This window comes from Nocardioides sp. NPDC004968 (genome assembly GCF_040608935.1).
GTDB lineage: Bacteria > Actinomycetota > Actinomycetes > Propionibacteriales > Nocardioidaceae > Nocardioides.
Window position 1 is genome coordinate 158,087 of the sequence record NZ_JBEXJF010000006.1, and the last position, 22,587, is coordinate 180,673.

Annotated in this window: 27 protein-coding genes and 1 other RNA gene; 20 read left to right on the forward strand and 8 right to left on the reverse strand. The window is 69.4% G+C overall.

Annotation, left to right across the window (positions count from 1 at the left end; genetic code table 11):
• Positions 1 to 22: 22 nt before the first annotated feature.
• The 9 genes from smpB to ABZU72_RS09730 all read left to right on the forward strand — a co-directional run bounded on the left by smpB (position 23) and on the right by ABZU72_RS09730 (position 7,598).
• Entirely contained in the window at positions 23 to 502 is a 480-nt protein-coding gene (gene smpB, locus ABZU72_RS09690) for an SsrA-binding protein SmpB (RefSeq protein WP_160024725.1), read from the forward strand.
• A 73-nt stretch (positions 503 to 575) separates the two neighbouring features.
• Positions 576 to 946: a transfer-messenger RNA gene (ssrA, locus tag ABZU72_RS09695) on the forward strand.
• Between the two features lie 232 nt (positions 947 to 1,178).
• Complete coding sequence (locus ABZU72_RS09700) at positions 1,179 to 2,060, forward strand: phenylalanine 4-monooxygenase (RefSeq protein WP_355018648.1); 882 nt, start codon at positions 1,179 to 1,181, stop codon at positions 2,058 to 2,060.
• Between the two features lie 36 nt (positions 2,061 to 2,096).
• On the forward strand, positions 2,097 to 2,924 hold the full coding sequence (locus ABZU72_RS09705) for a hypothetical protein (RefSeq protein ID WP_355018649.1): 828 nt from the start codon (positions 2,097 to 2,099) through the stop codon (positions 2,922 to 2,924).
• Positions 2,921 to 3,334 (forward strand): HIT family protein, encoded by a 414-nt coding sequence (locus tag ABZU72_RS09710; protein ID WP_355018650.1) that lies wholly within the window; start codon positions 2,921 to 2,923, stop codon positions 3,332 to 3,334. Before ABZU72_RS09705 ends, ABZU72_RS09710 begins: the two co-directional genes overlap by 4 nt.
• 126 nt (positions 3,335 to 3,460) lie before the next feature.
• The gene (locus ABZU72_RS09715; protein WP_355018651.1) at positions 3,461 to 4,372 is read left to right on the forward strand and encodes a glycerophosphodiester phosphodiesterase family protein; all 912 of its coding nucleotides are present in this window, start codon (positions 3,461 to 3,463) and stop codon (positions 4,370 to 4,372) included.
• Between the two features lie 76 nt (positions 4,373 to 4,448).
• Entirely contained in the window at positions 4,449 to 5,600 is a 1,152-nt protein-coding gene (locus tag ABZU72_RS09720) for a glycerophosphodiester phosphodiesterase (protein ID WP_355018652.1), read from the forward strand.
• 90 nt (positions 5,601 to 5,690) lie between these two features.
• Positions 5,691 to 6,458, forward strand: coding sequence for a 3-oxoacyl-ACP reductase FabG (fabG, locus tag ABZU72_RS09725; protein ID WP_355018653.1), 768 nt, complete (start codon positions 5,691 to 5,693; stop codon positions 6,456 to 6,458).
• 99 nt (positions 6,459 to 6,557) lie between these two features.
• Positions 6,558 to 7,598 carry a DUF3048 domain-containing protein gene (locus ABZU72_RS09730; RefSeq protein WP_355018654.1) on the forward strand — a complete coding sequence of 347 codons (1,041 nt, stop codon included), beginning with the start codon at positions 6,558 to 6,560 and terminating at the stop codon, positions 7,596 to 7,598.
• 18 nt (positions 7,599 to 7,616) lie between these two features.
• Here ABZU72_RS09730 and ABZU72_RS09735 read toward each other — a convergent pair whose 3' ends face one another.
• Entirely contained in the window at positions 7,617 to 8,306 is a 690-nt protein-coding gene (locus ABZU72_RS09735; RefSeq protein WP_355018655.1) for a TetR/AcrR family transcriptional regulator, read from the reverse strand.
• A 124-nt stretch (positions 8,307 to 8,430) separates the two neighbouring features.
• Between ABZU72_RS09735 and ABZU72_RS09740 the strand changes: the two genes are divergently transcribed.
• The 5 genes from ABZU72_RS09740 to ABZU72_RS09760 all read left to right on the forward strand — a co-directional run bounded on the left by ABZU72_RS09740 (position 8,431) and on the right by ABZU72_RS09760 (position 12,539).
• On the forward strand, positions 8,431 to 8,961 hold the full coding sequence (locus tag ABZU72_RS09740) for a hypothetical protein (protein ID WP_355018656.1): 531 nt from the start codon (positions 8,431 to 8,433) through the stop codon (positions 8,959 to 8,961).
• Positions 8,962 to 9,115: 154 nt separating this feature from the next.
• Entirely contained in the window at positions 9,116 to 9,682 is a 567-nt protein-coding gene (locus ABZU72_RS09745; RefSeq protein ID WP_355018657.1) for a YqgE/AlgH family protein, read from the forward strand.
• A gap of 21 nt (positions 9,683 to 9,703) precedes the next feature.
• The gene (locus ABZU72_RS09750; RefSeq protein ID WP_160024715.1) at positions 9,704 to 9,982 is read left to right on the forward strand and encodes a DUF3039 domain-containing protein; all 279 of its coding nucleotides are present in this window, start codon (positions 9,704 to 9,706) and stop codon (positions 9,980 to 9,982) included.
• Complete coding sequence (locus ABZU72_RS09755) at positions 9,979 to 11,760, forward strand: DEAD/DEAH box helicase (RefSeq protein WP_355018658.1); 1,782 nt, start codon at positions 9,979 to 9,981, stop codon at positions 11,758 to 11,760. The genes ABZU72_RS09750 and ABZU72_RS09755 overlap by 4 nt, the downstream gene beginning before the upstream one ends.
• Positions 11,761 to 11,807: 47 nt before the next feature.
• Positions 11,808 to 12,539, forward strand: coding sequence for a copper homeostasis protein CutC (locus tag ABZU72_RS09760; protein ID WP_355018659.1), 732 nt, complete (start codon positions 11,808 to 11,810; stop codon positions 12,537 to 12,539).
• Here the strand turns inward: ABZU72_RS09760 and ABZU72_RS09765 are convergent.
• Positions 12,536 to 13,000: a MarR family transcriptional regulator gene (locus ABZU72_RS09765; RefSeq protein ID WP_355018660.1), complete on the reverse strand. Its 465-nt coding sequence runs from the start codon at positions 12,998 to 13,000 to the stop codon at positions 12,536 to 12,538. The two genes, ABZU72_RS09760 and ABZU72_RS09765, sit on opposite strands and share 4 nt — an antisense overlap.
• Positions 13,001 to 13,058: 58 nt before the next feature.
• Here ABZU72_RS09765 and ABZU72_RS09770 point away from each other — a divergent pair, with 58 nt between their 5' ends.
• The gene (locus ABZU72_RS09770) at positions 13,059 to 13,598 is read left to right on the forward strand and encodes a DUF1697 domain-containing protein (protein WP_355018661.1); all 540 of its coding nucleotides are present in this window, start codon (positions 13,059 to 13,061) and stop codon (positions 13,596 to 13,598) included.
• A 25-nt stretch (positions 13,599 to 13,623) separates the two neighbouring features.
• Here ABZU72_RS09770 and ABZU72_RS09775 read toward each other — a convergent pair whose 3' ends face one another.
• On the reverse strand, positions 13,624 to 15,105 hold the full coding sequence (locus ABZU72_RS09775; protein WP_355018662.1) for an NAD(P)/FAD-dependent oxidoreductase: 1,482 nt from the start codon (positions 15,103 to 15,105) through the stop codon (positions 13,624 to 13,626).
• A gap of 85 nt (positions 15,106 to 15,190) precedes the next feature.
• Here ABZU72_RS09775 and ABZU72_RS09780 point away from each other — a divergent pair, with 85 nt between their 5' ends.
• Positions 15,191 to 15,793 carry a TetR/AcrR family transcriptional regulator gene (locus ABZU72_RS09780; RefSeq protein ID WP_355018663.1) on the forward strand — a complete coding sequence of 201 codons (603 nt, stop codon included), beginning with the start codon at positions 15,191 to 15,193 and terminating at the stop codon, positions 15,791 to 15,793.
• 10 nt (positions 15,794 to 15,803) lie between these two features.
• Here the strand turns inward: ABZU72_RS09780 and ABZU72_RS09785 are convergent, their stop codons facing one another.
• The 3 genes from ABZU72_RS09785 to ABZU72_RS09795 are packed head-to-tail and all read right to left on the reverse strand — an operon-like array spanning position 15,804 to position 18,999.
• A complete protein-coding gene (locus tag ABZU72_RS09785) occupies positions 15,804 to 17,048 on the reverse strand; it encodes an MFS transporter (protein WP_355018664.1) in 1,245 nt (414 codons plus the stop codon).
• Between the two features lie 55 nt (positions 17,049 to 17,103).
• Complete coding sequence (locus ABZU72_RS09790; protein ID WP_355018665.1) at positions 17,104 to 17,679, reverse strand: isochorismatase family protein; 576 nt, start codon at positions 17,677 to 17,679, stop codon at positions 17,104 to 17,106.
• 27 nt (positions 17,680 to 17,706) lie between these two features.
• Entirely contained in the window at positions 17,707 to 18,999 is a 1,293-nt protein-coding gene (locus ABZU72_RS09795) for a nicotinate phosphoribosyltransferase (RefSeq protein ID WP_355018666.1), read from the reverse strand.
• Positions 19,000 to 19,025: 26 nt separating this feature from the next.
• Here ABZU72_RS09795 and clpS point away from each other — a divergent pair, with 26 nt between their 5' ends.
• From clpS to ABZU72_RS09815, 4 genes are all read left to right on the forward strand, one after another.
• Complete coding sequence (clpS, locus tag ABZU72_RS09800; RefSeq protein ID WP_040755277.1) at positions 19,026 to 19,319, forward strand: ATP-dependent Clp protease adapter ClpS; 294 nt, start codon at positions 19,026 to 19,028, stop codon at positions 19,317 to 19,319.
• Entirely contained in the window at positions 19,319 to 19,909 is a 591-nt protein-coding gene (locus ABZU72_RS09805; protein WP_355018667.1) for a DUF2017 domain-containing protein, read from the forward strand. The genes clpS and ABZU72_RS09805 overlap by 1 nt, the downstream gene beginning before the upstream one ends.
• Positions 19,910 to 19,994: 85 nt before the next feature.
• The gene (locus ABZU72_RS09810) at positions 19,995 to 20,423 is read left to right on the forward strand and encodes a M67 family metallopeptidase (RefSeq protein ID WP_355018668.1); all 429 of its coding nucleotides are present in this window, start codon (positions 19,995 to 19,997) and stop codon (positions 20,421 to 20,423) included.
• Between the two features lie 32 nt (positions 20,424 to 20,455).
• A complete protein-coding gene (locus tag ABZU72_RS09815; RefSeq protein WP_008358635.1) occupies positions 20,456 to 20,731 on the forward strand; it encodes a MoaD family protein in 276 nt (91 codons plus the stop codon).
• A gap of 5 nt (positions 20,732 to 20,736) precedes the next feature.
• Here the strand turns inward: ABZU72_RS09815 and ABZU72_RS09820 are convergent, their stop codons facing one another.
• Both ABZU72_RS09820 and ABZU72_RS09825 read right to left on the reverse strand, forming a co-directional pair.
• Positions 20,737 to 21,366: a response regulator transcription factor gene (locus ABZU72_RS09820; RefSeq protein ID WP_355018669.1), complete on the reverse strand. Its 630-nt coding sequence runs from the start codon at positions 21,364 to 21,366 to the stop codon at positions 20,737 to 20,739.
• Positions 21,363 to 22,577, reverse strand: a complete 1,215-nt coding sequence (locus ABZU72_RS09825) for a sensor histidine kinase (protein ID WP_355018670.1) — start codon at positions 22,575 to 22,577, stop codon at positions 21,363 to 21,365. Before ABZU72_RS09825 ends, ABZU72_RS09820 begins: the two co-directional genes overlap by 4 nt.
• Positions 22,578 to 22,587 lie beyond the last annotated feature (10 nt).

Sequence of the window (22,587 nt, forward strand, 5' to 3'; positions counted from 1 at the left end):
CTGCGCCTGAGAGAATAGAAGAATGGCGAAGGAGCAGGGGCGCAAGATGATCGCGCAGAACAAGAAGGCGCGACACGACTACCACATCGAGGACACCTACGAGGCCGGCATGGTCCTGCAGGGCACCGAGGTGAAGTCGCTGCGTGAGGGTCGCGCCTCCCTGGTCGACGGCTTCGTCGACATCGACCGTGGCGAGGCCTGGATCCACGGGATCCACATTCCCGAATACCTCAACGGCACCTGGACCAACCACTCCGCCCGCCGCAAGCGCAAGCTCCTCCTGCACCGCGCCGAGATCGACAAGATCGAGCGCAAGGTCTCCGAGAAGGGCCTCACCGTCGTCCCCCTCGCCCTCTACTTCCTCAACGGCCGCGCCAAGGTCGAGATCGGCGTCGCCAAGGGCAAGAAGTCGTGGGACAAGCGCAACACCATCGCCGAGCGTACGGCCAAGCGGGAGGCCGAGGTCGAGGTCGGCCGCAAGCTCAAGGGGATGACGGGATAAACCGAGTGGGGAATGCCGGCGGGGGACTGTAGTGTTGTCCTGTTGCCTGGTTGCAGGCGTTGAAAACTCAAAAGGGGCTGATCGGTTTCGACTTGGGACGTTGCTCCCAGGGGAAGCGGGTCGAGGAGCCAGCGTCATCTCGTAAACGATCGCTGGAAACCAATAACTGCCAACGCTAAGCGCAGTTCCTTCGCTCTCGCCGCCTGAGCGGTGATCGAAGCGTCTGACCGAGTATCCGTCTCCGGCTCGGATCCAGGCGTCATCTAGGAGACTCAACCTCATGCACATGCCGACGGGGCATGAGGGACATCTAGTCGGCTGAGCCTGTCGGGGACGTGTCTGCGTCGAGCCCCGGGGATGAGAGAACGCCACCCACAGACTGCACCCGGAGAAGACCTGGCACGGCGCTCGAGGACCGGGGTTCGATTCCCCGCAGCTCCACAAACCTTTGGCCGACGTGTGCCCTCCTGACGGAGGGCCACGTCGGTTTGTCATTTCAGGCGACGCTTCGCGTCGCGGCGGGGGCTTCGCCACCCGCACCCCCTAGTTCCGCGTGGCTGGTGTTTCTTGCCTGGTCGCGTCTGTCGGAAGACTTCCGGTTGTTCATCTCCCTGGCGGGATGACTTCTCTTGCGTGCGCGATAGGGTTGTGAGGCGTACGTCACATGGAGGTAAGGATGTTCGAGGAAGGACAGCTCTACTCGCCCGTCACCGTGGGCGAGGATGGGCAGGTCGAGGTGCATCTGGGGGACAACCACCCCGGGTTCGCAGACCAGGACTACCGGGCGCGGCGGAGCGAGATCGCTGCCGCGGCGCTGGGTTGGAAACCGGGGGACGCAGTGCCCCGGATCGACTACACCGAGACGGAGAACGAGATCTGGCGCACGGTGTGCCGTGAGATCGCACCGCTGCACGCGAAGTACGCCTGCCGCAACTACATCGCGGCCGTGGAGGCTCTCAACCTCCCGCAGGACCGGGTGCCACAGCTCGACGAGGTGAGCGCCGGCCTGAAGCCGCTGACGGGCTTCGAGTACGTCCCGGCCGCGGGGATCGTCCCGCTGGAGGAGTTCTACGGGAGCCTGGCCGACGGGCAGTTCCACTCGACGCAGTACCTGCGTCATCACGCCGTGCCGCTCTACACCCCGGAGCCCGACATCATCCACGAGGTGATCGGCCACGGGAACCTCCTCGCCGACCCTCAGATCGCCGAGGTCAAGCGTCTCGCCGGCGCCGCCGCGCGTCGCGTCGAGACCAGGGAGGCGCTCCAGGTCGTGGCCGATGTCTTCTGGTTCACCATCGAGTTCGGCGTGCTCCACGAGGACGGGGAGCTGAAGGCGTACGGGGCCGGGCTGCTCTCGTCCTACGGCGAGATCGAGGAGATGCGGGAGGTGGAGGTGCGTCCGATCGACTTCGCCCAGATGGCGACGGTCGACTACGACATCACCCACTACCAGCCGGTGCTCTTCGCGGCGGAGTCGTTCAGCCACATGGTCGACGAGGTCGGCAACTTCTTCGCGACCTGCGACGACGACACGCCACAGCGTCTCGGTGCCGCCTAGGCCGATCCGGCCAGGTCCGAGGGTTAGCCTCGGAAGATGATCGACGGCTACCGCAACCGCGCGCTCGAGGCGGCGCTCGCCGCCGCCGACGCCGACGCGGTCGGTGCCGCGCTGCGTACGGGGCAGGTTGTCGTTCCCCAGCTCGACGAGGCCCGGATCAGGGTCTTCCCCGGGGATCGCGGCAACCGGCCACCGTACGAGGCGATGCTCTTCTCCTCCCAGGAGGCGCTGGAGACCTTCCTCGCCGAGGACACCCGCCGGCGCGCGCAGCTGCGCAACGTCGACGGGCTGCGGGAGTTCCTGACCGCCAACATCGAGGAGATCGCGTACGTCACCTTCGACCCGGCCGGGCCGAGCCGGTTCCGCGCCGGCATCAAGGACGTGGTCAAGGCGATCGGCCCCAAGCCGCACGTCGACCTGCGGCTGCCGAAGGCGCAGGAGTGGTACGTCGTGGACATGTCCGACGAGGACGTACGCGACTACCAGCTCGCCGACCTGGCCGCCAAGGTCCTCCCGAAGGTGCAGCGGTCCAAGGTCGAGCAGCCCGACTGGGCCCAGTGGATGGCTGCCGCCAAGGACGCGGCCGTCGAGCAGGGCGCGGCGTTCCTGGCCTACTGGCTGCAACGGGTCGGGCGGCGCCCGGCCGGGCTGGCGGTCGCGCTGAGCCGGCCGGCCCCGTTCGGCATGGTGCGGCACCCGCTGCAGGCCGAGACCACGACGGTGGGGGAGCGGTGGGTGGCCTCGCCCGACCGGCTCTACGAGTCGCGGCTGATCTACTCCTTCCCGCACCCCGACCTCGCCGACCTGGCCCTGCCGACCGTCGACCTCGTGGTCGCGACGCTGTCGTGGGGAGACGAGTCGTGAGTGAGCGCTGTGTCTTCTGCGACGTCGTCGCCGGCGACCTGGCGACCGAGGTGGTCTTCGAGGACGAGGGATTCCTGGCGTTCCTCGACCATCGGCCGGTGCAGAAGGGCCACATCCTGATGGTGCCCAGGCAGCATCTCGCGACACTCCTCGATCTCCCTCCTGACCTGCACGAACGCTTCGTCGCCAACGCCCAGCGCCTGGCTGCCGCGGTCGTGGACGGGCTCGGAGCCCAGGGCAGCTTCGTGGCGGTCAACAACGTGGTCAGCCAGTCCGTCCCACACCTCCACCTGCACGTCGTCCCCCGCACCCGAGGCGACGGCCTCAAGGGATTCTTCTGGCCGCGCCACAAATACGGCGAGGGCGAGCAGAAGGAGTACGCCGACCGGCTGCGTGCCGTGCTGGGCTGACTCCGGGCCTGTTCCGGGCCGAGTTCACCGAGGCGTACGGCTTCGGCCATCAAGGCGTCGGGGTGAGGTCGGCGGCGACCGATTCACTCGAGATCAGTTGTCGTCCACTGATCTCGGGAGTGCGCAATGTCGCTGTCGTCCGTCGCGTCCAAGACCTTCACCTCAACACTGGCCGGCGTCGCGCTGGCAGCAGGCACGATGATCGTTCCGGTGGCGGTCAACGCCGTCGAGGCCAACCGGGCCGACGACATCACCGTCACCGCCCACCGTGGGGCGAGCTCGTACGCCCCCGAGAACACGCTCGCCGCCTTCGCCGTCGGTGTCGAGCAGCGGGCCGACTGGATCGAGTCGGACGTGCAGGCCACCAAGGACGGCGAGCTCGTGCTGATGCACGACACCACCTTGTCGCGCACCACCGACGTTGAGCAGCGCTTCCCCGGCCGCTCGCCGTGGAACGTCAAGGACTTCACCCTCGCCGAGATCAAGACGCTGGATGCGGGCTCCTGGTTCGGCGAGAAGTACGCCGGCGAGCCGGTGCCGACGCTGAAGGAGATGGTCGAGCAGGTGCGGCCGACGCGGTCCGGCATCCTGATGGAGCTCAAGTCACCGGAGCTCTACCCGGGGATCGAGAAGAAGGTCGCGGCCGAGTTCGACTCGTTCCCCGGCTACGTGCCCGCCGCGGTCGCCGCCGGCCGCCTCGCCGTGCAGAGCTTCGACTTCGACTCGATGAAGACCTACAAGCGCATCCAGCCCGAGGTGCCGGTCGGCCTGCTCGGCACCCCGGCCTACGCCGACCTGGACAGCTACACCTGGGCCGACCAGATCAACCCGCACTTCGGCTCCTTCGACGCGGGCTACGTCGCCCGGGTGCACGCGCTCGGGATGCACATCCACTCCTGGACGGTCAACGACGCCGCGACCATGAGCGCCGTCCTTGACCGTGGTGTCGACGGCATCATCACCAACAACCCCGACGTGCTCCGCGAAGTGATCGCGGGGCGGCGTACGCCTTCCCTAGACTTGGGCGATGCCGCCTGACGTGCTTCGGCAGATCGTCACGCCACGTTCACCGCACACCGGCCCCAGGGACTCCCGGGGCCGGTGTGATCGGGGCATGACCACGCTGAACCCCACTCGCATGCGTACTCTCGCGCTTGCCGCCGCCGCGGCGCTCGCCGCCGGGACCGTTCTGGTCTCGCACCCCGCCTCTGCGACGGCCACCACCACGACCGCCGTCCAGGCGGCCAAGCACAAGCACGCCGACCCGATCGTCTTCGGTCACCGCGGTGCCTCCGGCTACCGGCCCGAGCACACCCTGGCGGCGTACGACCTGGCCATCCAGCAGGGTGCCGACTTCATCGAGCCCGACGTGGTCTCGACCAAGGACGGCGTGCTCGTCGCCCGCCACGAGAACGAGATCTCCGGCACGACCGATGTCGCCGACCGCCCCGAGTTCGCGGCGCTGAAGACGACCAAGACCATCGACGGCAACGCGCTGACCGGCTGGTTCACCGAGGACTTCACCCTCGCCGAGCTGAAGACGCTGCGCGCCAAGGAGCGCATCCCGGGCGACCGCCCGGCCAACACCGCGTACAACGGCCTCTACGAGGTGCCGACCCTGGACGAGGTGCTCGACCTGGTCGACGCCAAGGAGGCCGAGACCGGCCGCACCATCGGCGTCGCCCCGGAGACCAAGCACCCGACGTACTTCGACTCCATCGGTCTCTCCCTGGAGGAGCCGCTCGCGAAGAGCCTCAAGCGCCACGGCCTCGGCGGCAAGCGCGCCGCGGCGGTCATCCAGTCCTTCGAGGTCAGCAACCTCAAGGACCTCAACCGCATGGTCGACACGCCGCTGGTGCAGCTGATCGACTTCGGCGGCGCGCCCTACGACCAGGTGGTGGCCGGCACCGGCGTGACCAACGACTACCTGGTCACCAACAAGGGTCTGCGAGGCATCAAGAGGTACGCCGACCAGGTGGCGCCGTACAAGTTCTACTTCATCCCGCGCAACGTGGACGGCACCCTGGGGGAGGCCACCGACCTCGCCGACCGCGCACAGCGCATCGGGCTGCCGACCGTCATCTGGACCATGCGCGCCGAGAACAAGAACCTCCCCACCGAGTGCCGCATCGGCACCGACCCGATCGCTATCGGTGATCTGGGCTGCGAGGTCGGTCCCTACCTCGACGCCGGTGTCGACGCGTTCTTCACCGACCACCCCGACCTGGGCGTCGCTGCGCGCGACGCTTGGGTTACCAAGCAGTAGACCCCTGAAGACAAGACGTACGGCCCTCGCTATTGTCGGCGGGGGCCGCACGTGTTCGTGGGCCCGGTCACAACCAAAGGAGTTTGAGTCATGGGTCGTTTCGACGGACGCGTCGCAGTCATCACCGGTGCAGCGCGCGGGATCGGTTTCGGAGTCGCCACGCGTTTCGCCGAGGAGGGTGCCTCGGTCGCGATCATCGACCTCGACGAGGCCGCCGCCGCTGAGGCCGCCGCCAAGCTTCCGCTGGCCGAGGGTGCCAAGTCGGTCGGCATCGGCGCCAACGTCGCCAAGGCCGACGACACCGAGGCCGCGGTCGCCCGCATCGTCGAGGAGCTCGGCGGCCTGCACATCCTGATGAACAACGCCGGCATCACCCGCGACAACCTGCTCTTCAAGATGACCGAGGACGACTGGGACCTGGTCATGAACGTCCACCTCAAGGGCCACTTCCTGATGTCGAAGGCCGCTCAGGCGGTCTTCGTGAAGCAGAAGTACGGCAAGATCATCAACGTCTCCTCCACCTCGGCCCTGGGCAACCGCGGCCAGGCGAACTACTCGGCCGCCAAGATGGGCGTGCAGGGCTTCACCCGCACGCTCGCGCTCGAGCTCGGCCCGTTCGGCGTCAACGTGAACGCCATCGCGCCGGGGTTCATCGCCACCGAGATGACCGACCAGACCGCGGCCCGCCTCGGGCTCGACGTGGACGACTTCCGCAAGCTCTCGGCCGACGCCAACCCGGTCAAGCGCGTCGGCGAGCCCGCCGACATCGCCGCCGCTGCTGCCTTCCTGGCCAGCGACGAGGCCTCCTACATCACCGGCCAGACCCTCTATGTCGACGGTGGCGCCACCGTCGCCTGAGTCCTTCGAAGAAGGAACCCCGGGCGCAGGCCTGTTGACCGCAACGATTACCGTCTGTCACTCGTCTTGGTACTGAGCCGATTCAGATGGAGATCGATGATGCGTACGTCCCGCCCGGGGTTCCTCCTGCGAGCAGCGGCGACGCTGACCGCTGCGGGTCTGGTCCTGACCGGCTGTGGGTCCTCGGAGGAGCCGACGGATGCGAAGGCGTCGCCGTCCGCGCCCGCTGAGCCCGACCACGAGCCGCTGACGGGTGTCGAGCTCCCCGAGGGGCAGACCGCCGCACGCAAGCATCCCGCCTACATCGTCAAGATCGACAACACCTCGGCCAGCGACCCGCAGTACGGTCTCGCCAAGGCCGACATGGTCGTCCAGGAGCTGGTCGAGGGTGGCGTGACCCGGTTGGCCGTCGCGTACTACTCCCAGCTTCCGAAGGAGGCCGGGCCGGTCCGTTCGATGCGGGCCACCGACGCCGGGATCGCCGCGCCGATCGACGCCAAGATCATGACCAGTGGCGCGGCGCCGTACACCTTCGCGCAGCTGAAGAAGCACGATGTGGAGTGGATCGACATGTCCACCCCCTACGTCGTACGCGACACCAGCAAGCCCCACGACTACCTGCACAGCGTGGTCGGCAAGGTCGCGAAGGCCGGCAACGCGGCCGCGAAGGACGGCAAGGCGAAGCGGCCCGGCGACTTCATGCCCTGGGGCGACACGACCACCGAGCTGACCGGTGGCAAGCCCGCCAAGGCCGTCGACGTGAAGTTCTCCCAGGCACGCACGGACAACTGGGTCTTCAAGGGCGGCAAGTACCGCCTGCAGAACAACTACATGTCCAAGAGCGGCCAGTTCCTCGCCGACACCGTCGTGGTTGCGCAGACCAAGACCACCATCGCCCCCTACAAGGACCCGGGCGGCGCGATCGTGCCGGTCTCCCACTTCACCGGCCGGGGCAAGGCGTGGATCATGCGCGCCGGGCAGATCGTCGAGGCGACCTGGGTGAAGAAGGGCGAGAAGGGCGCGGTGACGTTCACCGACGCCAGTGGCGCCGCGATCGAGATCCCGCCGGGCAAGGTCTGGCTGGACCTGATCCCGAAGGGCAACGGTCAGGTCGAGCCCGGTGGCGTGATCGTCAAGTAGTGCCCAGAGATCGGGCTCTTAGCGCATGTCCTCGACCTTGACGCCCTGCTTCGCCAGGGTCTGGACCCCGGTCAGCAGGTAGGTCACGGCCAGCTCGATGCGCTCGGCCGCGTCCTCGGGGTCGCTGGCCTCGGTGACGGACTCGCCGGCCGCCGACATCGCCCCGAAGAAGAGCCGGGCGAAGGTCGCGACCATCTCGTCGTCGACGCTCCGGTCACCGGCCCGCAGGACAGCGGCGACGATGTCCTCGACGACGGTGAAGGTGGAGCGCTCCTCCTGCTCGCGGTAGCGCTGGTAGCCGAGGACGGCAGGCCCCTCCTGCACGACGATGCGGCGGTAGGTGGGCTGCTGGACGGCCTCCAGGAACGTACGCAGCCCGGCCCGGGCCTGCTCCCAGGGGTCCTTCGTCTCACGCATGGCGGCGTCGATGCTCTGCGCGGTGGCAGCCTCGACCTTCTCGAAGACGACCTCGTAGAGCGCCTGCTTGCCGCTGAAGTGGTGGTAGAGCGCACCCTTGGTGACCTCGGCCCCGGCCACGATGGCGTCCAGCGAGGTGCTCGCGTAGCCGTGCTCGGTGAAGAGTCTCTCGGCGACCTCGACGAGCGTCTTCTTGGTCGAGGCGGAGAACTGCTGCCTCCGTGACATCCCCGGCACCGACGGAAGCGGAGGAACCTTGGGGACGAGCTTGCTCACGGACGACTTTGCCACTCGTCCACTCTAACGGCCGTGTCCGGAATCACCGTCCCAGGTGTTGGCCATACCGTCAGTATGTCCAATACTATAGGTACGTACTCACGGTATGTGAGTGCTCACCTTCCGCAAGGAGCCGACAATGAGCTGGACCAGCCATCACAAGCGCGGGGAGATCCTCCGCGGCGTGGTCGCCGTGATCGACGAGCGTCGAGACGGTCTGCTGCCCATGGATCTTCCCGGCGTCACCGAGACCTTCGCCGACGAGCTCGATCTGCTCGCCGCCCTTCAGCTGCGCTGGCACACCCGTCTGTCCGGCCGCATCGAGAGCGAGCTCGCCAGCCAGCCGATGGACCTGGAGGACGCCGTCGTCCGGGCCTGGCACGGCGCTGCCGACGACCTGCCCGGCATCCGCACGGTCCTCGATCGCTACCACGCGCTCCCTGTCGATGAGGCGATGGCGACCGCGCTGGCCAAGTCGCAGGCCAAGGAGCACCTGACCCTCGCGGTCATGGCCGGCCGCGGCGCGTTCGCCGACGCCGAGTGCGTCCGTCTCGGCTCGATGATCGAGGCGCGTGCCCGTGCCGAGTACGTACCGGCCGTCGAGGTCGTCGAGCGCGGGCCCTTCGCCGGCCTCGTCGACATGCTCCGAGCGGTCCGCTCGGCAGCCTGACCAGGCCCCGGGTGCCGGTGCGCTCCCTCCGCGGACTCCCTCCGCACCTCCCTAAGTGCCGGCCCCGGGGCCTTTTCCTGTCTCGATCCGATCGGCGTGCTTTGTTGGTTTCCTGTTGCGGCTGACGTGACCGGGGTGGTGCGATCATGGCGTCATGACGGAGAAGAAGGACGTACGCGCCGGGCGGCTGCTGGTAGCCACCCCGGAGCTTCGCGACCCCAACTTCGTCGACACCGTGGTGCTCCTGATCGAGGTCAACGACGACGGTGCGCTCGGTGTGGTGCTGAACCGTCCCTCGCCCGTGCCGGTCGCCGAGGTGCTGCACCCGTGGGCGACCTCCGTCGCCGATCCCGACGTCCTCTTCCAGGGTGGCCCGGTGAGCAAGGACTCCGCGATCGCGGTCGCGCTCCTGGTCGACGCCGACGACGCGCCGCTGGGCTTCCGGCCCGTGGTCGGGCGCCTCGGACTGCTCGACCTCGACACGCCCGTCGAGCTGGTCGACGGCACCTTGTCGCGGCTGCGCATCTTCGCCGGATACGCCGGCTGGGGCGCGGCTCAGCTCCAGGGTGAGGTGGACGAAGGGTCCTGGTATGTCGTCGACGGCGAGCCGTACGACTCCTTCCTCGACGACGTGAGCTCGATGTGGGCAGCGGTGCTCCGGCGCCAGCCCGGTGAGCTGGCCTTCCACGCCACGCGACCGCCCGACCCCGAACTGAATTAGCGGCCTAGTAAGGTTGGGGGCATGGGCATCCTGGGATTCGGCACGAAAGAAGCCGTCAAGGAACGGGAGGACATCCGCGAGCAGGACGTCCCCACCGAGGAGGGTGACCACGACCGCTACTCCCATTACGTGGAGAAGGACAAGCTGACCGAGGCGATGGTCATGGGTACGCCCGTGGTCGCGCTGTGCGGCAAGGTGTGGGTGCCGAGCCGCGACGGGTCCAAGTTCCCGGTCTGCCCCGACTGCAAAGAGATCTTCGAGGGGATGCCGCCCAGCGGCGGCGAGGGCGACGACGAGTGAGTCGCGCCGACCTTCCCGGCGCACTCACACCCGCGTGGCCCAACAAGGCTGCCTGGGGTACTGCGACCAAGCTGCGTGCTTGGCAGCAGGAGGCGCTGTCCAAGTACCTGTCCGAACAGCCCCGTGACTACCTCGCCGTCGCGACGCCCGGCGCCGGGAAGACGACCTTCGCGCTGACCGTCGCCGCCGAGCTCCTCGGCCGCAGGCTGATCGACCGGGTCACCATCGTCGCGCCCACCGAGCACCTCAAGGTCCAGTGGGCCGAGGCGGCCGCGCGGGCCGGGATCGCGATCGACCCGACCTACTCGGCCGGGCAGGGCAAGACCTCGGCCGACTACGTCGGGATCGCGGTGACGTACGCCGGGGTGGCGGTCAACCCGCTCGCGATGCGGATCCGCACCGAGCGGTTCAAGACGCTGGTGATCCTCGACGAGGTGCACCACGCCGGCGACGCGCTCTCGTGGGGCGAGGGGGTCCGGGAGGCCTTCGAACCGGCCGCACGGCGGCTGGCGCTGACTGGTACGCCGTTCCGCTCCGACACCAACCCGATCCCGTTCGTCACCTACGCGCCGGGCGAGGACGGGATCCCGCGCTCGGCTGCCGACTACACCTACGGCTACGCCGAGGCGCTGCGCGACCACGTCGTCCGGCCGGTGCTGTTCATGGCCTACTCGGGACAGATGCAGTGGCGCACCCGGGCGGGCGACGAGATCGCCGCCCACCTCGGCGAGCCGCTGACCAAGGACCTGACCTCGCAGGCGCTGCGGACCGCGCTCGACCCGGCCGGATCGTGGATCCCGTCGGTGCTGGCCGCCGCCGACAAGCGCCTGACCGAGGTTCGGCGCCACGTCCCGGACGCAGGCGGGCTCGTCATCGCGACCGACCAGGACTCGGCGCGCTCCTACGCCAAGACGCTGAAGACCATCACCGGGCAGAGCGCGACCGTGGTGCTCTCCGACGAGAAGGCCGGCTCTAAGAAGATCGCCAAGTTCTCCGAGTCCGACGACCGCTGGATGGTCGCGGTCCGGATGGTCTCCGAGGGCGTCGACGTGCCCCGGCTCGCGGTAGGGGTCTACGCGACCACCACCTCGACGCCGCTCTTCTTCGCGCAGGCGGTGGGGCGCTTCGTACGTGCGCGCACTCGGGGTGAGACTGCCTCCGTCTTCCTGCCGTCGGTCCCGAACCTGCTCGGCTTCGCCTCCGAGCTGGAGCTGCAGCGCGACCATGTGCTCGGCAAGAAGGTCACCAGCGAGGACGACATCTTCGCGGCCGAGGACGCGCTGATGGCCGCGGCCAACGCCGAGGAGGGCGCCTCCGAGGAGGAGCTGGGAGCCTGGGAGGCCATGGGCTCCGAGGCGCGCTTCGACCGGGTGCTCTTCGACGGTGGCGAGTTCGGCCACTCCGGCGAGGTGCACGTCGGCTCCGAGGAGGAGATGGACTTCCTCGGCATCCCCGGGCTGCTCGACACCGACCAGATGAAGACGCTGCTCCAGCAGCGGCAGAGCGACCGGGCTCGCAAGCAGAAGTCGGCCTCCGGGCCGGTCGCTGCCGACGAGCCCGTCGCCGCGGTCGCCGCCCACGAGCAGCTCGCCGTGCTCCGCCGCGAGCTCAACGGCCTGGTCGCCGCCTGGCACCACCGCACCAAGGCGCCCCACGGCGTCACCCACAACCGGCTCCGCAAGGAGTGCGGCGGCCCGCCCGCCGCGGTCGCCAACGCCGACCAGCTCAAGGCCCGCATCGACACCCTGCGTGACTGGGCCGCGCGCGGGTCAGCCTGATTCCGGCGAGTCGAGGAGTCGGGCACACTGTGTGCCGTGAGGACGCGATGACAGCGCTCGAGATCGCGGTGACGTCGGTGGCCGGTGCGCTCGCCGCGCGTGCGGGTGGGGCGACCCGGGTCGAGCTCTGCTCCGCCCTCGAGGTCGGTGGCGTCACCCCGTCGCAAGGGCTGGTCGAGGGAGTCCTCGACGAGGTCGGCGGCGCCGACGCCGATGACGGCTGGCAGGGCGTCCACGTGCTCGTTCGGCCCCGGCCGGGCGGGTTCGGCTACTCCGACGAGGAGCGCGACCTCCTGCGGCGCGAGGTCGAGACGGTCCTGGAAGCCGGAGCCGACGGGATCGTGATCGGCGCGCTCACCCCGCACGGGGAGCCCGACGTGGAGCTGGTCCGGGAGCTGGCGGATGCTGCCGCTGCGTACGAGGCGACGGTGACGTTCCACCGGGCGATCGACCTCAGCGCGGACCCGGTCGCGGCCATCCGGGCGCTGGACGGCGTGGTCGACCGGGTGCTGACCTCAGGAGGCGCGCCGGCCGCCGCGGCAGGGGCCGCGACGATCGCCGAGATGGTCGCGGTCGGCGGACCGGACGTACTGGCCGGAGGCGGCGTGACCGTCGACGCGATCAGGACGCTCGCGGCGCTCGGCGTCGAGGGCGTGCATCTCTCCGCCAAGCGACGGGTCGTCACGACCGGCCGGGTGGCCCTGGGAGTCGCCGACGACGGTGGGCACTGGGTGACCGATCCCGGCGTGATCGCCGCAGCGGCCGCCGCGTTGGTCTAGGCGGTGGAGTCGCCCTCGACCAGGTCCCGCAGCACGGCGACGGCGCCCTCGAGATCGGCCTGAGTGCGGTGACGCGACTCCAGCCGCTCGGCGATGAGATGGGAGATGCGCTCACGTACGTCGGCGAGGTCGGCGCGGCCGGCGTCGGTGAGGGTCACCAGACTCGCCCGCGCGTCGGCGGGGTTGGGCTCCTTGCTGACCAGGCCGGTCTCCACCAACTGGGCGATCTGGGCCGACATGGTCGGTTGCGAGCAGCCGTCGGCGCGGGCCAGGTCGGTGATGCCGAGCGGTCCGATGGCGTCGAGGATCGTGAGGACCCGGACGCTGGCCGGAAGGTCGAGCGCTCGGCGGACCAGGCGCATGAGGCGCGCCGCGTAGACGACGAGGTCGCTGGAGAGGTCCAGGGTCTTCGCCGCCGAGGCGGTCGGAGCTTCCGAGGGAAGCAGCTGCTGTGAAGGCATCGATCGGAATCCAGAGTTGGGGGTTGCGGCGCGGTGAACGGGTGGAGACTATCTGAGAATGACTACGGAACGGCACACCTGGATCGCGTTCCTGCGCGCCATCAACCTCGGCGCGAACCGGAAGTTCCCGAAACAGGCGATCTCCGCCGCCGTGGTGAGGGCGGGCGGAACCGACGTCGAGACCTACATCAACACAGGCAACGTACGCTTCGACCACCCGGTCGGCGACCGGGCCGAGATGGAGGCGATCCTCGAGGAGGCCTTCGCGGCCGACCGCTTCTTCGAGGTGCCGACGATCTGTGTGACGCCCGCTGAGCTGAAGGTGATCGCCAACGACGCCGCCGCGGTCGGGATGGGGCACGAGGGCAAGCAGTACGTGTTCCTGTGCAAGGAGCTCACCGACTCCGGCTCCCGGGACGCGCTGGTCGCTCGGGCGGGGGAGGGCGAGCGGGTCTATGTCATCGGCCGCGCCGTGCACCTGCTCACCGACAGCTTCCAGCAGACGAAGATCACCAACGCCGTCGTCGAGCGCCACATCTCGATCAGCACCAACCGCAACCTCAACGTGATCCGCACGCTCGCCGACAAGTGGGCCTGAGGCCTGCGGCGACTGGAGTGTCGGGTCATGCGGGAATCTCCTCCGTCTCGTTGACCGTGATCTCGAAGTCGGCCGGGTCGAAGCGGCTGATCCGGCGGACCAGCTCGCCGGTGGACCACGGCCAGGAGAAGCTGTTGCGACCGTTGGCGTCGATGAAGTAGCTGTGACAGGACGCGCCGCTGTAGGCGGTGCCGGCGAGCGCGGCCTGCACGTCCGCGACGTACGCGGCCTGGGCCTGCGGACTGACGTCGAGCTCCGCCCAGCCCTGTGCGCGGGCGGTCGTGATGGCCTCGGTGATCATCGCCACCTGCGACTCGGCGACGGCGAAGGCCGAGCCGTGACCGGTGCCGAGGCTGGGTCCGAGCACCACGAACGCGTTGGGGAAGCCGGTGACCGACGTGCCCTGGTAGGCCTCGGGAGAGCCGGCCCAGTGCTCGGCGAGCGTGCGGCCGTCGGCGCCACGGATCAGGTCGGCGACCGGCATGTCGAGGATGTGGAAGCCGGTGCCGAGGATGATCGCGTCGACCTCCGCCGTGCTGCCGTCGGCACCGATCACGGTTGCGTCCTCGACCCGGGCGACGCCGGTCGCGTGCACCTCGACGTTCGGCTTCGTCAGCGACTGGAGGTAGTTGTTGGAGAAGAGGATCCGCTTGCAGCCGAGCAGGTAGTCGGGCGTCAGCTTCGCCCGCAGCTCCCTGTCTCGGACGGCGGCGCGCAGGTAGGCCCGGCCGATCTGCTGCAGGCCCTGCATCAGCGGCTGCGGGCGGCGGAAGGCGATGCCGACGGCCTCCATGGCTGCGTACTCGACCGCCCCGAGCGCCTTCTCGAAGAAGGGCACGTGGTGCTTGACCCACTTCTCCGCATCCGGAACCGGATGGTCGACCTTCGGCAGCACCCAGTGGGCGGTGCGCTGGAAGAGGTGCAGGTCGGCGACCTCCTTCTGGACCTCGGGAACGAACTGGACCGCCGACGCCCCGGTGCCGATCACGGCCACCCGCTTGCCGTCGAGGCCGACGTCGTGGTTCCACCGGGCCGAGTGCCAGACCTCGCCGGGGAAATCGGCCAGACCGGGCAGGTCCGGGATCTTCGGCTCGTTCCACGGTCCGGCGGCGGCGACCAGGAAGCGGGTGGTGATCTCGCCGTCGCTGGTGTCCAGGTGCCACTCGGCGGACTCGGCGTTCCAGGTCGCGCCGCGGACCTCGACTCCGAACCGGGTGATGTCCTCGAGGCCGCGATCCCGGGCGACGCCGTCGATGTAGGCGAGGATCTCCGGCTGGTTGCCGTAGACCCGGGACCAGTCGCTGTTGGGCGCGAACGAGAACGAGTAGAGGTTGGACGGTACGTCGCACGCGCACCCCGGATAGGTGTTGGCCCGCCAGGTGCCGCCGTAGGTGTCGGCCTTCTCGAGGATGACGACGTCCTCGACGCCCGCCTCGCGCAGCTTGATCGCGGCCGCGATGCCGGAGATGCCGGCGCCGATGACGACGACCTCGTGGTGGGTGCTCATGCGGTTGTTCTAGGCTGCCGAATCATATTCGGATACTAATGGTATTTGAATACCGGCGGTAGCCCGAACTGGTAAGATCTGACCCGTGGGCCGGATCACGCGCAAGGAGTCGCACGCGCAGACGCGTGAGCGACTCGTCACGACCGCGCACCGGCTGTTCCTCTCCGACGGCTACAACGCGACCTCGCTCGACAAGGTCGCCACCACGGCGGGCTTCTCGAAGGGCGCGGTCTACTCGAACTTCTCGACCAAGCACGAGCTCGGCCTGGCCGTGCTCGACGTGATCCACCGGGAGCGGGCCCAGTCCCTGGCGGACGCCGTCAGCGGCGTCGACACCGTCGAGGGCCGGATCGACGCCTTCGCGGCGTGGGCCGAGGCCAACATCGGCGACGTCGGCTGGACCGCGCTCGAGGTCGAGTTCGCGACCAGCACCCGCCGCGTCCCAGGGGTGAGCCAACAGCTCGCCGGCCGGCGCCGCGAGCTCACCGCGGCCATCGCCGGCCTCATCGAGCAGCAGGCCACCGACCTCGGCCTCACCCTGGCCTCACCGGCGGAGGACGCCGCTGTCCAGCTGCTCTCCCTCGGCATCGGGCTCGGTGTCCAGCGTGCGTTCGACCCCGACCTCTCGGTGACCAGCCTGGTCGACCTGCTGCGATCGCTGCTGGCGAGCGCGACGCCTGCGTCGTAGGTCGCGACAGCTAGTGCGCCGGGGCGCCGTTGCGCTCGGGAGCCGGGAAGGAGACCCGGTTCAGGCGGCGTACGGCCGGACTCAGCAGCGTCGCCAGCGAGATCACCACGTAGGCGATGCCGGCGATCGCGAGCATGTTCTCGATCCCGTACGCAGCGGCCAACGGCCCCATCGCCAGCTGCCCGACGGGGATGGCGATGTAGGTGCCGAGCTGGTCGTAGGAGGACGCCCTGGAGAGCAGTTCGCTGGGGACGTTCTCCTGCATCGAGAGTTGCCAGCCGAGACTGAAGACCTGGATGCCGGCGCCGGAGAGGGCGGCCGCGGGCAGCAGCACGGCGAGTTCGGTGGACAGGCCGAGAGCGGCGATCGGCAGCCCGAACAGGGCCATGCCGATCATGCCGTAGAACAGCGGCCGCTCGAGCCGGACCCTCATCAGCACCAGCGTCGCGGCGAGCACGCCGATCCCCTGGAAGGTGAGGATCAGGCCCCAGCCGCCCGCGCCCAGCCCTGAGCTCTCGGCCCGCTGCGGGCCGAGCGTGAGCAGCCCGCCCTCGTACAGCGCATTGAGCATGGTCGCGGCACCGACGCAGAGCCACAGCCAGGTCGTCGAGCGGAAGTAGTTCCAGCCGAGGCGCAGATCGCCGATGACCGAGGCCTTGCCGACCGCGCCGCTGATCTTGACCGGCAGCAGCAGGAGCGCGGCGACGATCCAGGTGGCGGCGTCCAGCGCGAGCGCCCAGCCCGCGCCGACGCTGAGGACGAGCAGGCCGGCGGTGCCGGGACCGGCGACCGCGACGATCGCGCGGGTCAGCGACATCAGCACGTTGGCCTCCTGCAGCATGGTGCGAGGCACCACGAGCGGGATGATCCCCTGCTGGGCGGGCAGGCCGGCGGCGGAGACGATGCCGTTGAGCGCGGAGAGCGCGATCAGGTGCCACAGCTCGGCGACACCTGCGATGACGAGGACGGCGACGGCCGCCTGGCTCAGACCCGAGACCAGGTTGGAGGCGAACAGGATCCGGGCTCGGCCCATCCGGTCGGCGAGCACGCCGCCGATGAGCATGAAGACGATCATCGGGATGGTGCGGGCCGCGAGGACGGCGCCGATCGCGATCGGCGCGTCACTGATCTCCAGGACCGCGAAGGCCAGGGCGACGGGCGCCATGAAGTTGCCCACCAGGTTGATGGAGCGGGACGCGAAGAACCAGCGAAAGTGGGGTTCGCGAAATGGGGCTGTCGCCGAGATCCGAGCCATTCGAGAGAGAATAGACCGTCAGGTGATTTCTATCTGCGGTAAATTCCCATTTCTGTCACGAGACCGTTACCCCGGCCGAGCGCATCTCGTCGATGGCGGCTGAGGTGCTCGCCGGGGCCACGCCCGCAGCCAGGTCGGCGAGCAGCGTGGTGCGGAAACCGGCGGCTCGGGCGTCGAGCGCGGTGGCACGTACGCAGTAGTCGGTCGCCAGCCCGCACACGTCGACCTCCTCGACGCCGTGGGCCCGGAGCCAGTCGATCAGGGTGGCGCCACCGGTGGCCGCGCCCTCGAAGCCGGAGTAGGCCGCTGCGTACTCACCCTTGCGGAAGATCTCGTCGAAGGTGACCGGGTCGAGGTTGTGGTGGAAGGCCTCGCCGTCGGTGCCGACCACGCAGTGCGCCGGCCAGGAGTCGACGTAGTCCGGCGGGTTGCCGAAGTGGTCGCCCGGGTCGATGTGGTGATCCTTGGTCGCCACTACCAGCCCGTACGTCTGCTCCGGGTCCTTGCTCGCTGCCCGCTCCCGCAGCAGCTGACCGATGTCGTAGGCCACCCGGGCCCCGCCGTCGACCGGCAGGGACCCGCCCTCGCAGAAGTCGTTCTGTACGTCGACCACGATCAGTGCACGCGTCATGCCCGCCAGCCTAGGTGGTGGAACCGCTCAGATGAACAGCGTCGGGATCGCGGGGTCGCCTTTGAGGAGCGAGTGGGCGATGACCGGGAGCTCGGCGACCGAGGCCTGATGGCGGTCGCGGGCGGTGTCGAGAGGCTCGCGGCCGACGACCTCACCCTTGCGCACCAGCTGGCTGAGCAGCGGCCGGTCGTTGGCATCACCGTCCGGAGGGGTGCCGATGCCGATCACCTCGGCGTCGGCGACATCCTTGCGGTTGCGGCGGCGCAGGGCGTACTTCCGGCCGCCGATCGACGCCTTGGACGCGCTCTTCTTGGCGACCGGCTCCAGCTCGCCCGAGGAGCCCTCGCGGGCGACCAGCTTGTAGACGAAGCCGGCGGTCGGGTGGCCGGAGCCGGTGACCAGCTGGGTGCCGACGCCGTAGCCGTCGACCGGGGCGGCCGCGAGGCCGGCGATGGCGTACTCGTCCAGGTCGCTGGTGACGATGATCTTCGTCTCGGTGGCGCCGAGGTCGTCGAGCTGGCGGCGTACGTCATGGGCGAGGAGCCCCAGGTCACCGGAGTCGATCCGCACCGCGCCGAGCTCGGGACCGGCGATGTCGACCGCCTTCGCCACGGCCTCGGCGATGTCGTAGGTGTCCACCAGCAGCGTGGTGCCCTTGCCGAGGGAGGCGACTTGGGCCTGGAAGGCCTGCTCCTCGGTGTCGTGCAGGAGGGTGAAGGCGTGCGCGGAGGTGCCGGTCGTGGGCACGCCGAAGCGGGCGCGGGCGGCGAGGTTGGAGGTGGCGGTGAAGCCGGCCACGTAGGCCGCGCGGGCGGCGGCGATCGCGGCCGCTTCGTGGGTGCGGCGCGAGCCCATCTCGATGCACGGGCGCTCGCCGGCCGCCATCGTCATCCGGGAGGCCGCGGTGGCGATGGCCGAGTCGTGGTTGTAGATCGAGAGGAGCACCGTCTCCAGGACGACCGCCTCGGCAAAGCTGGCCTCGACCACGAGCAGGGGCGAGTGCGGGAAGAAGGTCTCGCCCTCGGCGTACCCCCAGATGTCGCCGGTGAAGCGGTAGCCGGCCAGCCACTCCAGGGTCGGGCCGTCGACGACGCCCTCCAGGATGGCCAGCTGCTCCGAGCCGAACCGGAACGCCTCGAGAGCGTCGAGCGCCCGTCCGACCCCGGCCACCACGCCGTAGCGCCGCCCGCCGGCCAGGCGCCGGGGGAACAGCTCGAAGACGGCACGACGCTCCGCTGTGCCCGCCTTCAGGGCGGCCTGGAGCATGGTCAGCTCGTAGTGATCTGTCAGGAGCGCGGTCGAGTCCGCTGTCGAGTCCACGGGCACATCGTGGCACGATGGATGGCATGAGCGCGCCAAGCCCCGTGGAGCTCGACGAGCCCGAGGTCGACGACCTCGTAGCGCCCGCGACACCGTGGGTCACCATCGTCTGGAACGATCCGGTCAACCTGATGTCGTACGTCACCTTCGTCTTCCAGAAGTACTTCGGCTACTCCAAGAAGAAGTCGGAGAAGCTGATGATGGAGGTGCACAACGACGGCAAGTCGGCCGTCTCCTCCGGGTCACGCGAGGAGATGGAGCGCGACGTGCAGGCGATGCACGAATACGGCCTGTGGGCGACGCTGGAGAAGCAGGATTGATGGGCGGGTTCAGCTACCACCGCCGCGGCAAGCAGATCATCGCGACCTTCTCCGGGTTCGAGGCCGACCTGCTCCGTTCGCTGGCCTCGCAGCTCGTCGAGCTGTTGCGCAACGAGGTCGCCGCGCCGGCCGAGAGCGATGACCCGCTCGAGGCGCTGCTCGACTTCTCGGGCCCGACCACCGAGCCCGAGGACCCGGTCCTGAAGCGGCTCTTCCCCTCCGCCTACGGGAACGACGAAGAGGCCGCCGGGGAGTTTCGGCGGTTCACCGAGGGTGGGCTGCGCGACGGCAAGGCGCGGGCCGCGTCCACGATCATCGACTCGCTCGAGGAGGCGGGCCTCCCGCCCGAGCTCGACGAGGACGGGCTGGTCATCGACGTCGAGCTCCCGATCCCCGACGCCGAGGCGTGGATGCGCTCCTTCACCGACATCCGGCTCGCGCTCGCGACCCGGCTCGGGGTCGAGGAGGGCGACGAGGACTTCTGGGACTCGCTGCCCGACGACGACCCCGCCGGCCAGGTCTACGGGATCTACCAGTGGGTCGGGATCCTGCAGGAGACCATGGTCGAGGCGCTGTGGGCGGCGTCCTGACTACACCATGTCGTGGGGCGGTCGTGGCCGTGTCCGGCACCCGGTCACGTACGTCTCCGCTGCTCGGCCCGCCTAGGCTGATCCCGTGCTGACCATCGACCAGGCGACGTACGACGCGATCGTCGCCCACGCGAAGCGCGACCATCCCGACGAGGCATGCGGGATCGTCGCGGGCCCTGAGGGGTCCGACCGGCCGGAGCGGTTCATCGAGATGATCAACGCCGCCGGCTCGCCGACCTTCTACGAGTTCGACTCGACCGATCTGCTCCAGCTCTACAAGGAGATGGACGCGAACGACGAGGAGCCGGTGATCGTCTACCACTCCCACACGGCGACCGAGGCCTACCCCTCGCGCACCGACATCGGGCTGGCGATGGAGCCGAACGCGCACTACGTGCTGGTCAGCACCCGAGAGCACGGGCCCGAGGAGGGCCCGGTCGAGTTCCGGTCGTTCCGGATCGTCGACGGCGAAGTCACCGAGGAAGAAATCAGCATCGTCGCGACGTTGTCGTGACGCGCCCAAGAAACATCCAGCTAGGAGAACCCATGGCCATCGAGGTCAAGATCCCGACCATCCTCCGCACCTACACCGCCGGTGAGAAGGCAGTCAGCGCCGAGGGCAAGACCCTGAGCGCGCTCATCGACGACCTCGAGGCGAACCACTCCGGCATCAAGGAGCGCCTCATCGACAACGGTGACCTGCGCCGCTTCGTCAACGTCTACATCAACGACGAGGACGTACGTTTCATCGGCGGTCTCGACGCCGAGCTCAAGGACGGCGACCAGGTAGTTGTCCTCCCCGCCGTCGCCGGCGGCTGCTGAACCCTTCAGCCCAGAATGCCGCGGTCGTACGCTCGTGCGACCGCGGCTGCTCTGTCTGTGACGCCGAGCTTGTCGAAGATGTGACCCAGGTGGGTCTTCACCGTCGCCTCGCTGACGAAGAGCTTCGCCGCGATGGCGCGGTTGGTCGTTCCGCGCGCGACGAGGGTGAGCACCTCGCGCTCGCGGGGGCTCAGCTGGGCCGTCGGGCCGGGTGAGCGCAGCCGGGAGGCGAGCCGGGTCGCGACCGCGGGGGAGAGGACGGTCTCGCCGGCCGCCGTCGCGCGGACGGCCTCGACCAGGTCCGGTGTCGGTGCGTCCTTGAGCAGGTAGCCGGTCGCACCCGCCTCGATCGCGGCGACCACGTCGGAGTCGGTGTCGAACGTGGTCAGGACCAGTACGCCGATCCGCGACTCCAACGCCCGGAGCCGCTCGATCACCTCGACCCCGCCTGTGCCGGGCATCCGCAGGTCGAGCACGAGTACGTCCGGCTCGAGTTCCTCGACGAGGGCCAGGGCCTGCGCCCCGTCTCCCGCCTGGCCGACGACCTCGAAGCCCTGCGCGCGGAGCACTCCGACCACCCCGTCGCGTACGACGGGGTGGTCGTCGGCGACGACGATCCTGATCGGTGAGCTCATGCGGGTCCTCGGGGGAGTGCGGGGATGCTGGCGGAGACGGCGGTGCCGGAGCCGGGGGAGGACTCCAGGGTGAAGGTGCCGGTCAGGCGCTGGGCGCGGTCGCGCATCACGCCCAGCCCGAACGAGGACGAGCGGCGGGGAGCGGCGGGATCGAAGCCGGAGCCGTCGTCGCGTACGTCGAGGATGACCTCGGACTCGTCGAAGGTGAGGGTGACGCCGACCCGTCGGGCGGAGGCGTGCTTGGCGACGTTGGCGAGGGCCTCCTGGGCGATCCGCAACAGCGTCGCCTCGACCTCGGAGTGCAGCGCCGTGGGATCCCCGACGACGACGAAGGAGGCCTCGACGCCGTGGTCGACGCGCCAGCTCGCGACCAGCGTCGAGAGCGCGTCGGCGAGGCACGCGTCGGCCAGCTCGGCGGGGGTCAGGTCCTGCACAGACCGCCGGGCCTCGACCAGCGCGGTGCGGGCCATCTCGGTGGCCCGGGCCACCCGGCGGCGTACGTCCTGGGCGTCCGCGGAGCCCTCGGCGGCCTGGAGCTGGGCCACGACGCCAGCCAGGGACTGGGCGATGGTGTCGTGGATCTCGCGGGCGAGGCGCTCGCGCTCGTCGCGTACGCCGCTTTCGCGGGACTGCGCTAGGAGCTGCTCCTGGAGGCGGGCGTTCTCGGCGAGGGCATGCTCCAGCCGGACGATCGTGTCGGCCCGCTCCTGGCTGACGGCGTCGAGGTGCATGCTGTAGCGGGCCATCAGGGTGGCGAGCCCGAAGTTGACGACGAAGAGCACGGGCAGCGCCGCGCTCTGCCACGGGCTGTCGTACGGCGGCGGCCCACCGGTCTGGCCGGTGGCCATGATCAGCGAGGTGGCCGCCATCGCCACCCATCTCCAGCGGCCGCGGAAGGACTCGAAGGCGTCCAGGAACCCGACCCAGGCGAAGATGCAGAAGAGCGGATGGACGATGGTGAGGGCCGCGGCCAGCAGGGTGCGCCCGACGTAGCCGACCGGATGTGGGCGGCCGTAGACATACATCCATCGCCACATCCACACCGCGGTCGCCGCCACCAGCACGCCGAGCGTCACCCGCATGCCGAGCGTGCGCGGGCCCATCTCCGGGATGGTCGCGACGCTGATCACCGTGGCGAGCGCGAGCAGCACGAACGGCAGCGCCTTGAGGTTTCGCTCCCAGAGCTGCTCGTGCTCGACGGCCGAGGTCATGTGGAGGACC

Bases quoted from the DNA above. Each gene is read 5' to 3' on its own strand.
- smpB (WP_160024725.1), top strand. From the start codon at position 23: ATGGCGAAGGAGCAGGGGCGCAAGATGATCGCGCAGAACAAGAAGGCG.
- ABZU72_RS09700 (WP_355018648.1), top strand. From the start codon at position 1,179: ATGTTCGAGGAAGGACAGCTCTACTCGCCCGTCACCGTGGGCGAGGAT.
- ABZU72_RS09705 (WP_355018649.1), top strand. From the start codon at position 2,097: ATGATCGACGGCTACCGCAACCGCGCGCTCGAGGCGGCGCTCGCCGCC.
- ABZU72_RS09715 (WP_355018651.1), top strand. From the start codon at position 3,461: ATGTCGCTGTCGTCCGTCGCGTCCAAGACCTTCACCTCAACACTGGCC.
- ABZU72_RS09720 (WP_355018652.1), top strand. From the start codon at position 4,449: ATGACCACGCTGAACCCCACTCGCATGCGTACTCTCGCGCTTGCCGCC.
- fabG (WP_355018653.1), top strand. From the start codon at position 5,691: ATGGGTCGTTTCGACGGACGCGTCGCAGTCATCACCGGTGCAGCGCGC.
- ABZU72_RS09730 (WP_355018654.1), top strand. From the start codon at position 6,558: ATGCGTACGTCCCGCCCGGGGTTCCTCCTGCGAGCAGCGGCGACGCTG.
- ABZU72_RS09740 (WP_355018656.1), top strand. From the start codon at position 8,431: ATGAGCTGGACCAGCCATCACAAGCGCGGGGAGATCCTCCGCGGCGTG.
- ABZU72_RS09745 (WP_355018657.1), top strand. From the start codon at position 9,116: ATGACGGAGAAGAAGGACGTACGCGCCGGGCGGCTGCTGGTAGCCACC.
- ABZU72_RS09750 (WP_160024715.1), top strand. From the start codon at position 9,704: ATGGGCATCCTGGGATTCGGCACGAAAGAAGCCGTCAAGGAACGGGAG.
- ABZU72_RS09760 (WP_355018659.1), top strand. From the start codon at position 11,808: ATGACAGCGCTCGAGATCGCGGTGACGTCGGTGGCCGGTGCGCTCGCC.
- ABZU72_RS09765 (WP_355018660.1), bottom strand. From the start codon at position 13,000: ATGCCTTCACAGCAGCTGCTTCCCTCGGAAGCTCCGACCGCCTCGGCG.
- ABZU72_RS09770 (WP_355018661.1), top strand. From the start codon at position 13,059: ATGACTACGGAACGGCACACCTGGATCGCGTTCCTGCGCGCCATCAAC.
- ABZU72_RS09775 (WP_355018662.1), bottom strand. From the start codon at position 15,105: ATGAGCACCCACCACGAGGTCGTCGTCATCGGCGCCGGCATCTCCGGC.
- ABZU72_RS09785 (WP_355018664.1), bottom strand. From the start codon at position 17,048: ATGGCTCGGATCTCGGCGACAGCCCCATTTCGCGAACCCCACTTTCGC.
- ABZU72_RS09790 (WP_355018665.1), bottom strand. From the start codon at position 17,679: ATGACGCGTGCACTGATCGTGGTCGACGTACAGAACGACTTCTGCGAG.
- clpS (WP_040755277.1), top strand. From the start codon at position 19,026: ATGAGCGCGCCAAGCCCCGTGGAGCTCGACGAGCCCGAGGTCGACGAC.
- ABZU72_RS09805 (WP_355018667.1), top strand. From the start codon at position 19,319: ATGGGCGGGTTCAGCTACCACCGCCGCGGCAAGCAGATCATCGCGACC.
- ABZU72_RS09815 (WP_008358635.1), top strand. From the start codon at position 20,456: ATGGCCATCGAGGTCAAGATCCCGACCATCCTCCGCACCTACACCGCC.
- ABZU72_RS09820 (WP_355018669.1), bottom strand. From the start codon at position 21,366: ATGAGCTCACCGATCAGGATCGTCGTCGCCGACGACCACCCCGTCGTA.
- ABZU72_RS09825 (WP_355018670.1), bottom strand. From the start codon at position 22,577: ATGACCTCGGCCGTCGAGCACGAGCAGCTCTGGGAGCGAAACCTCAAG.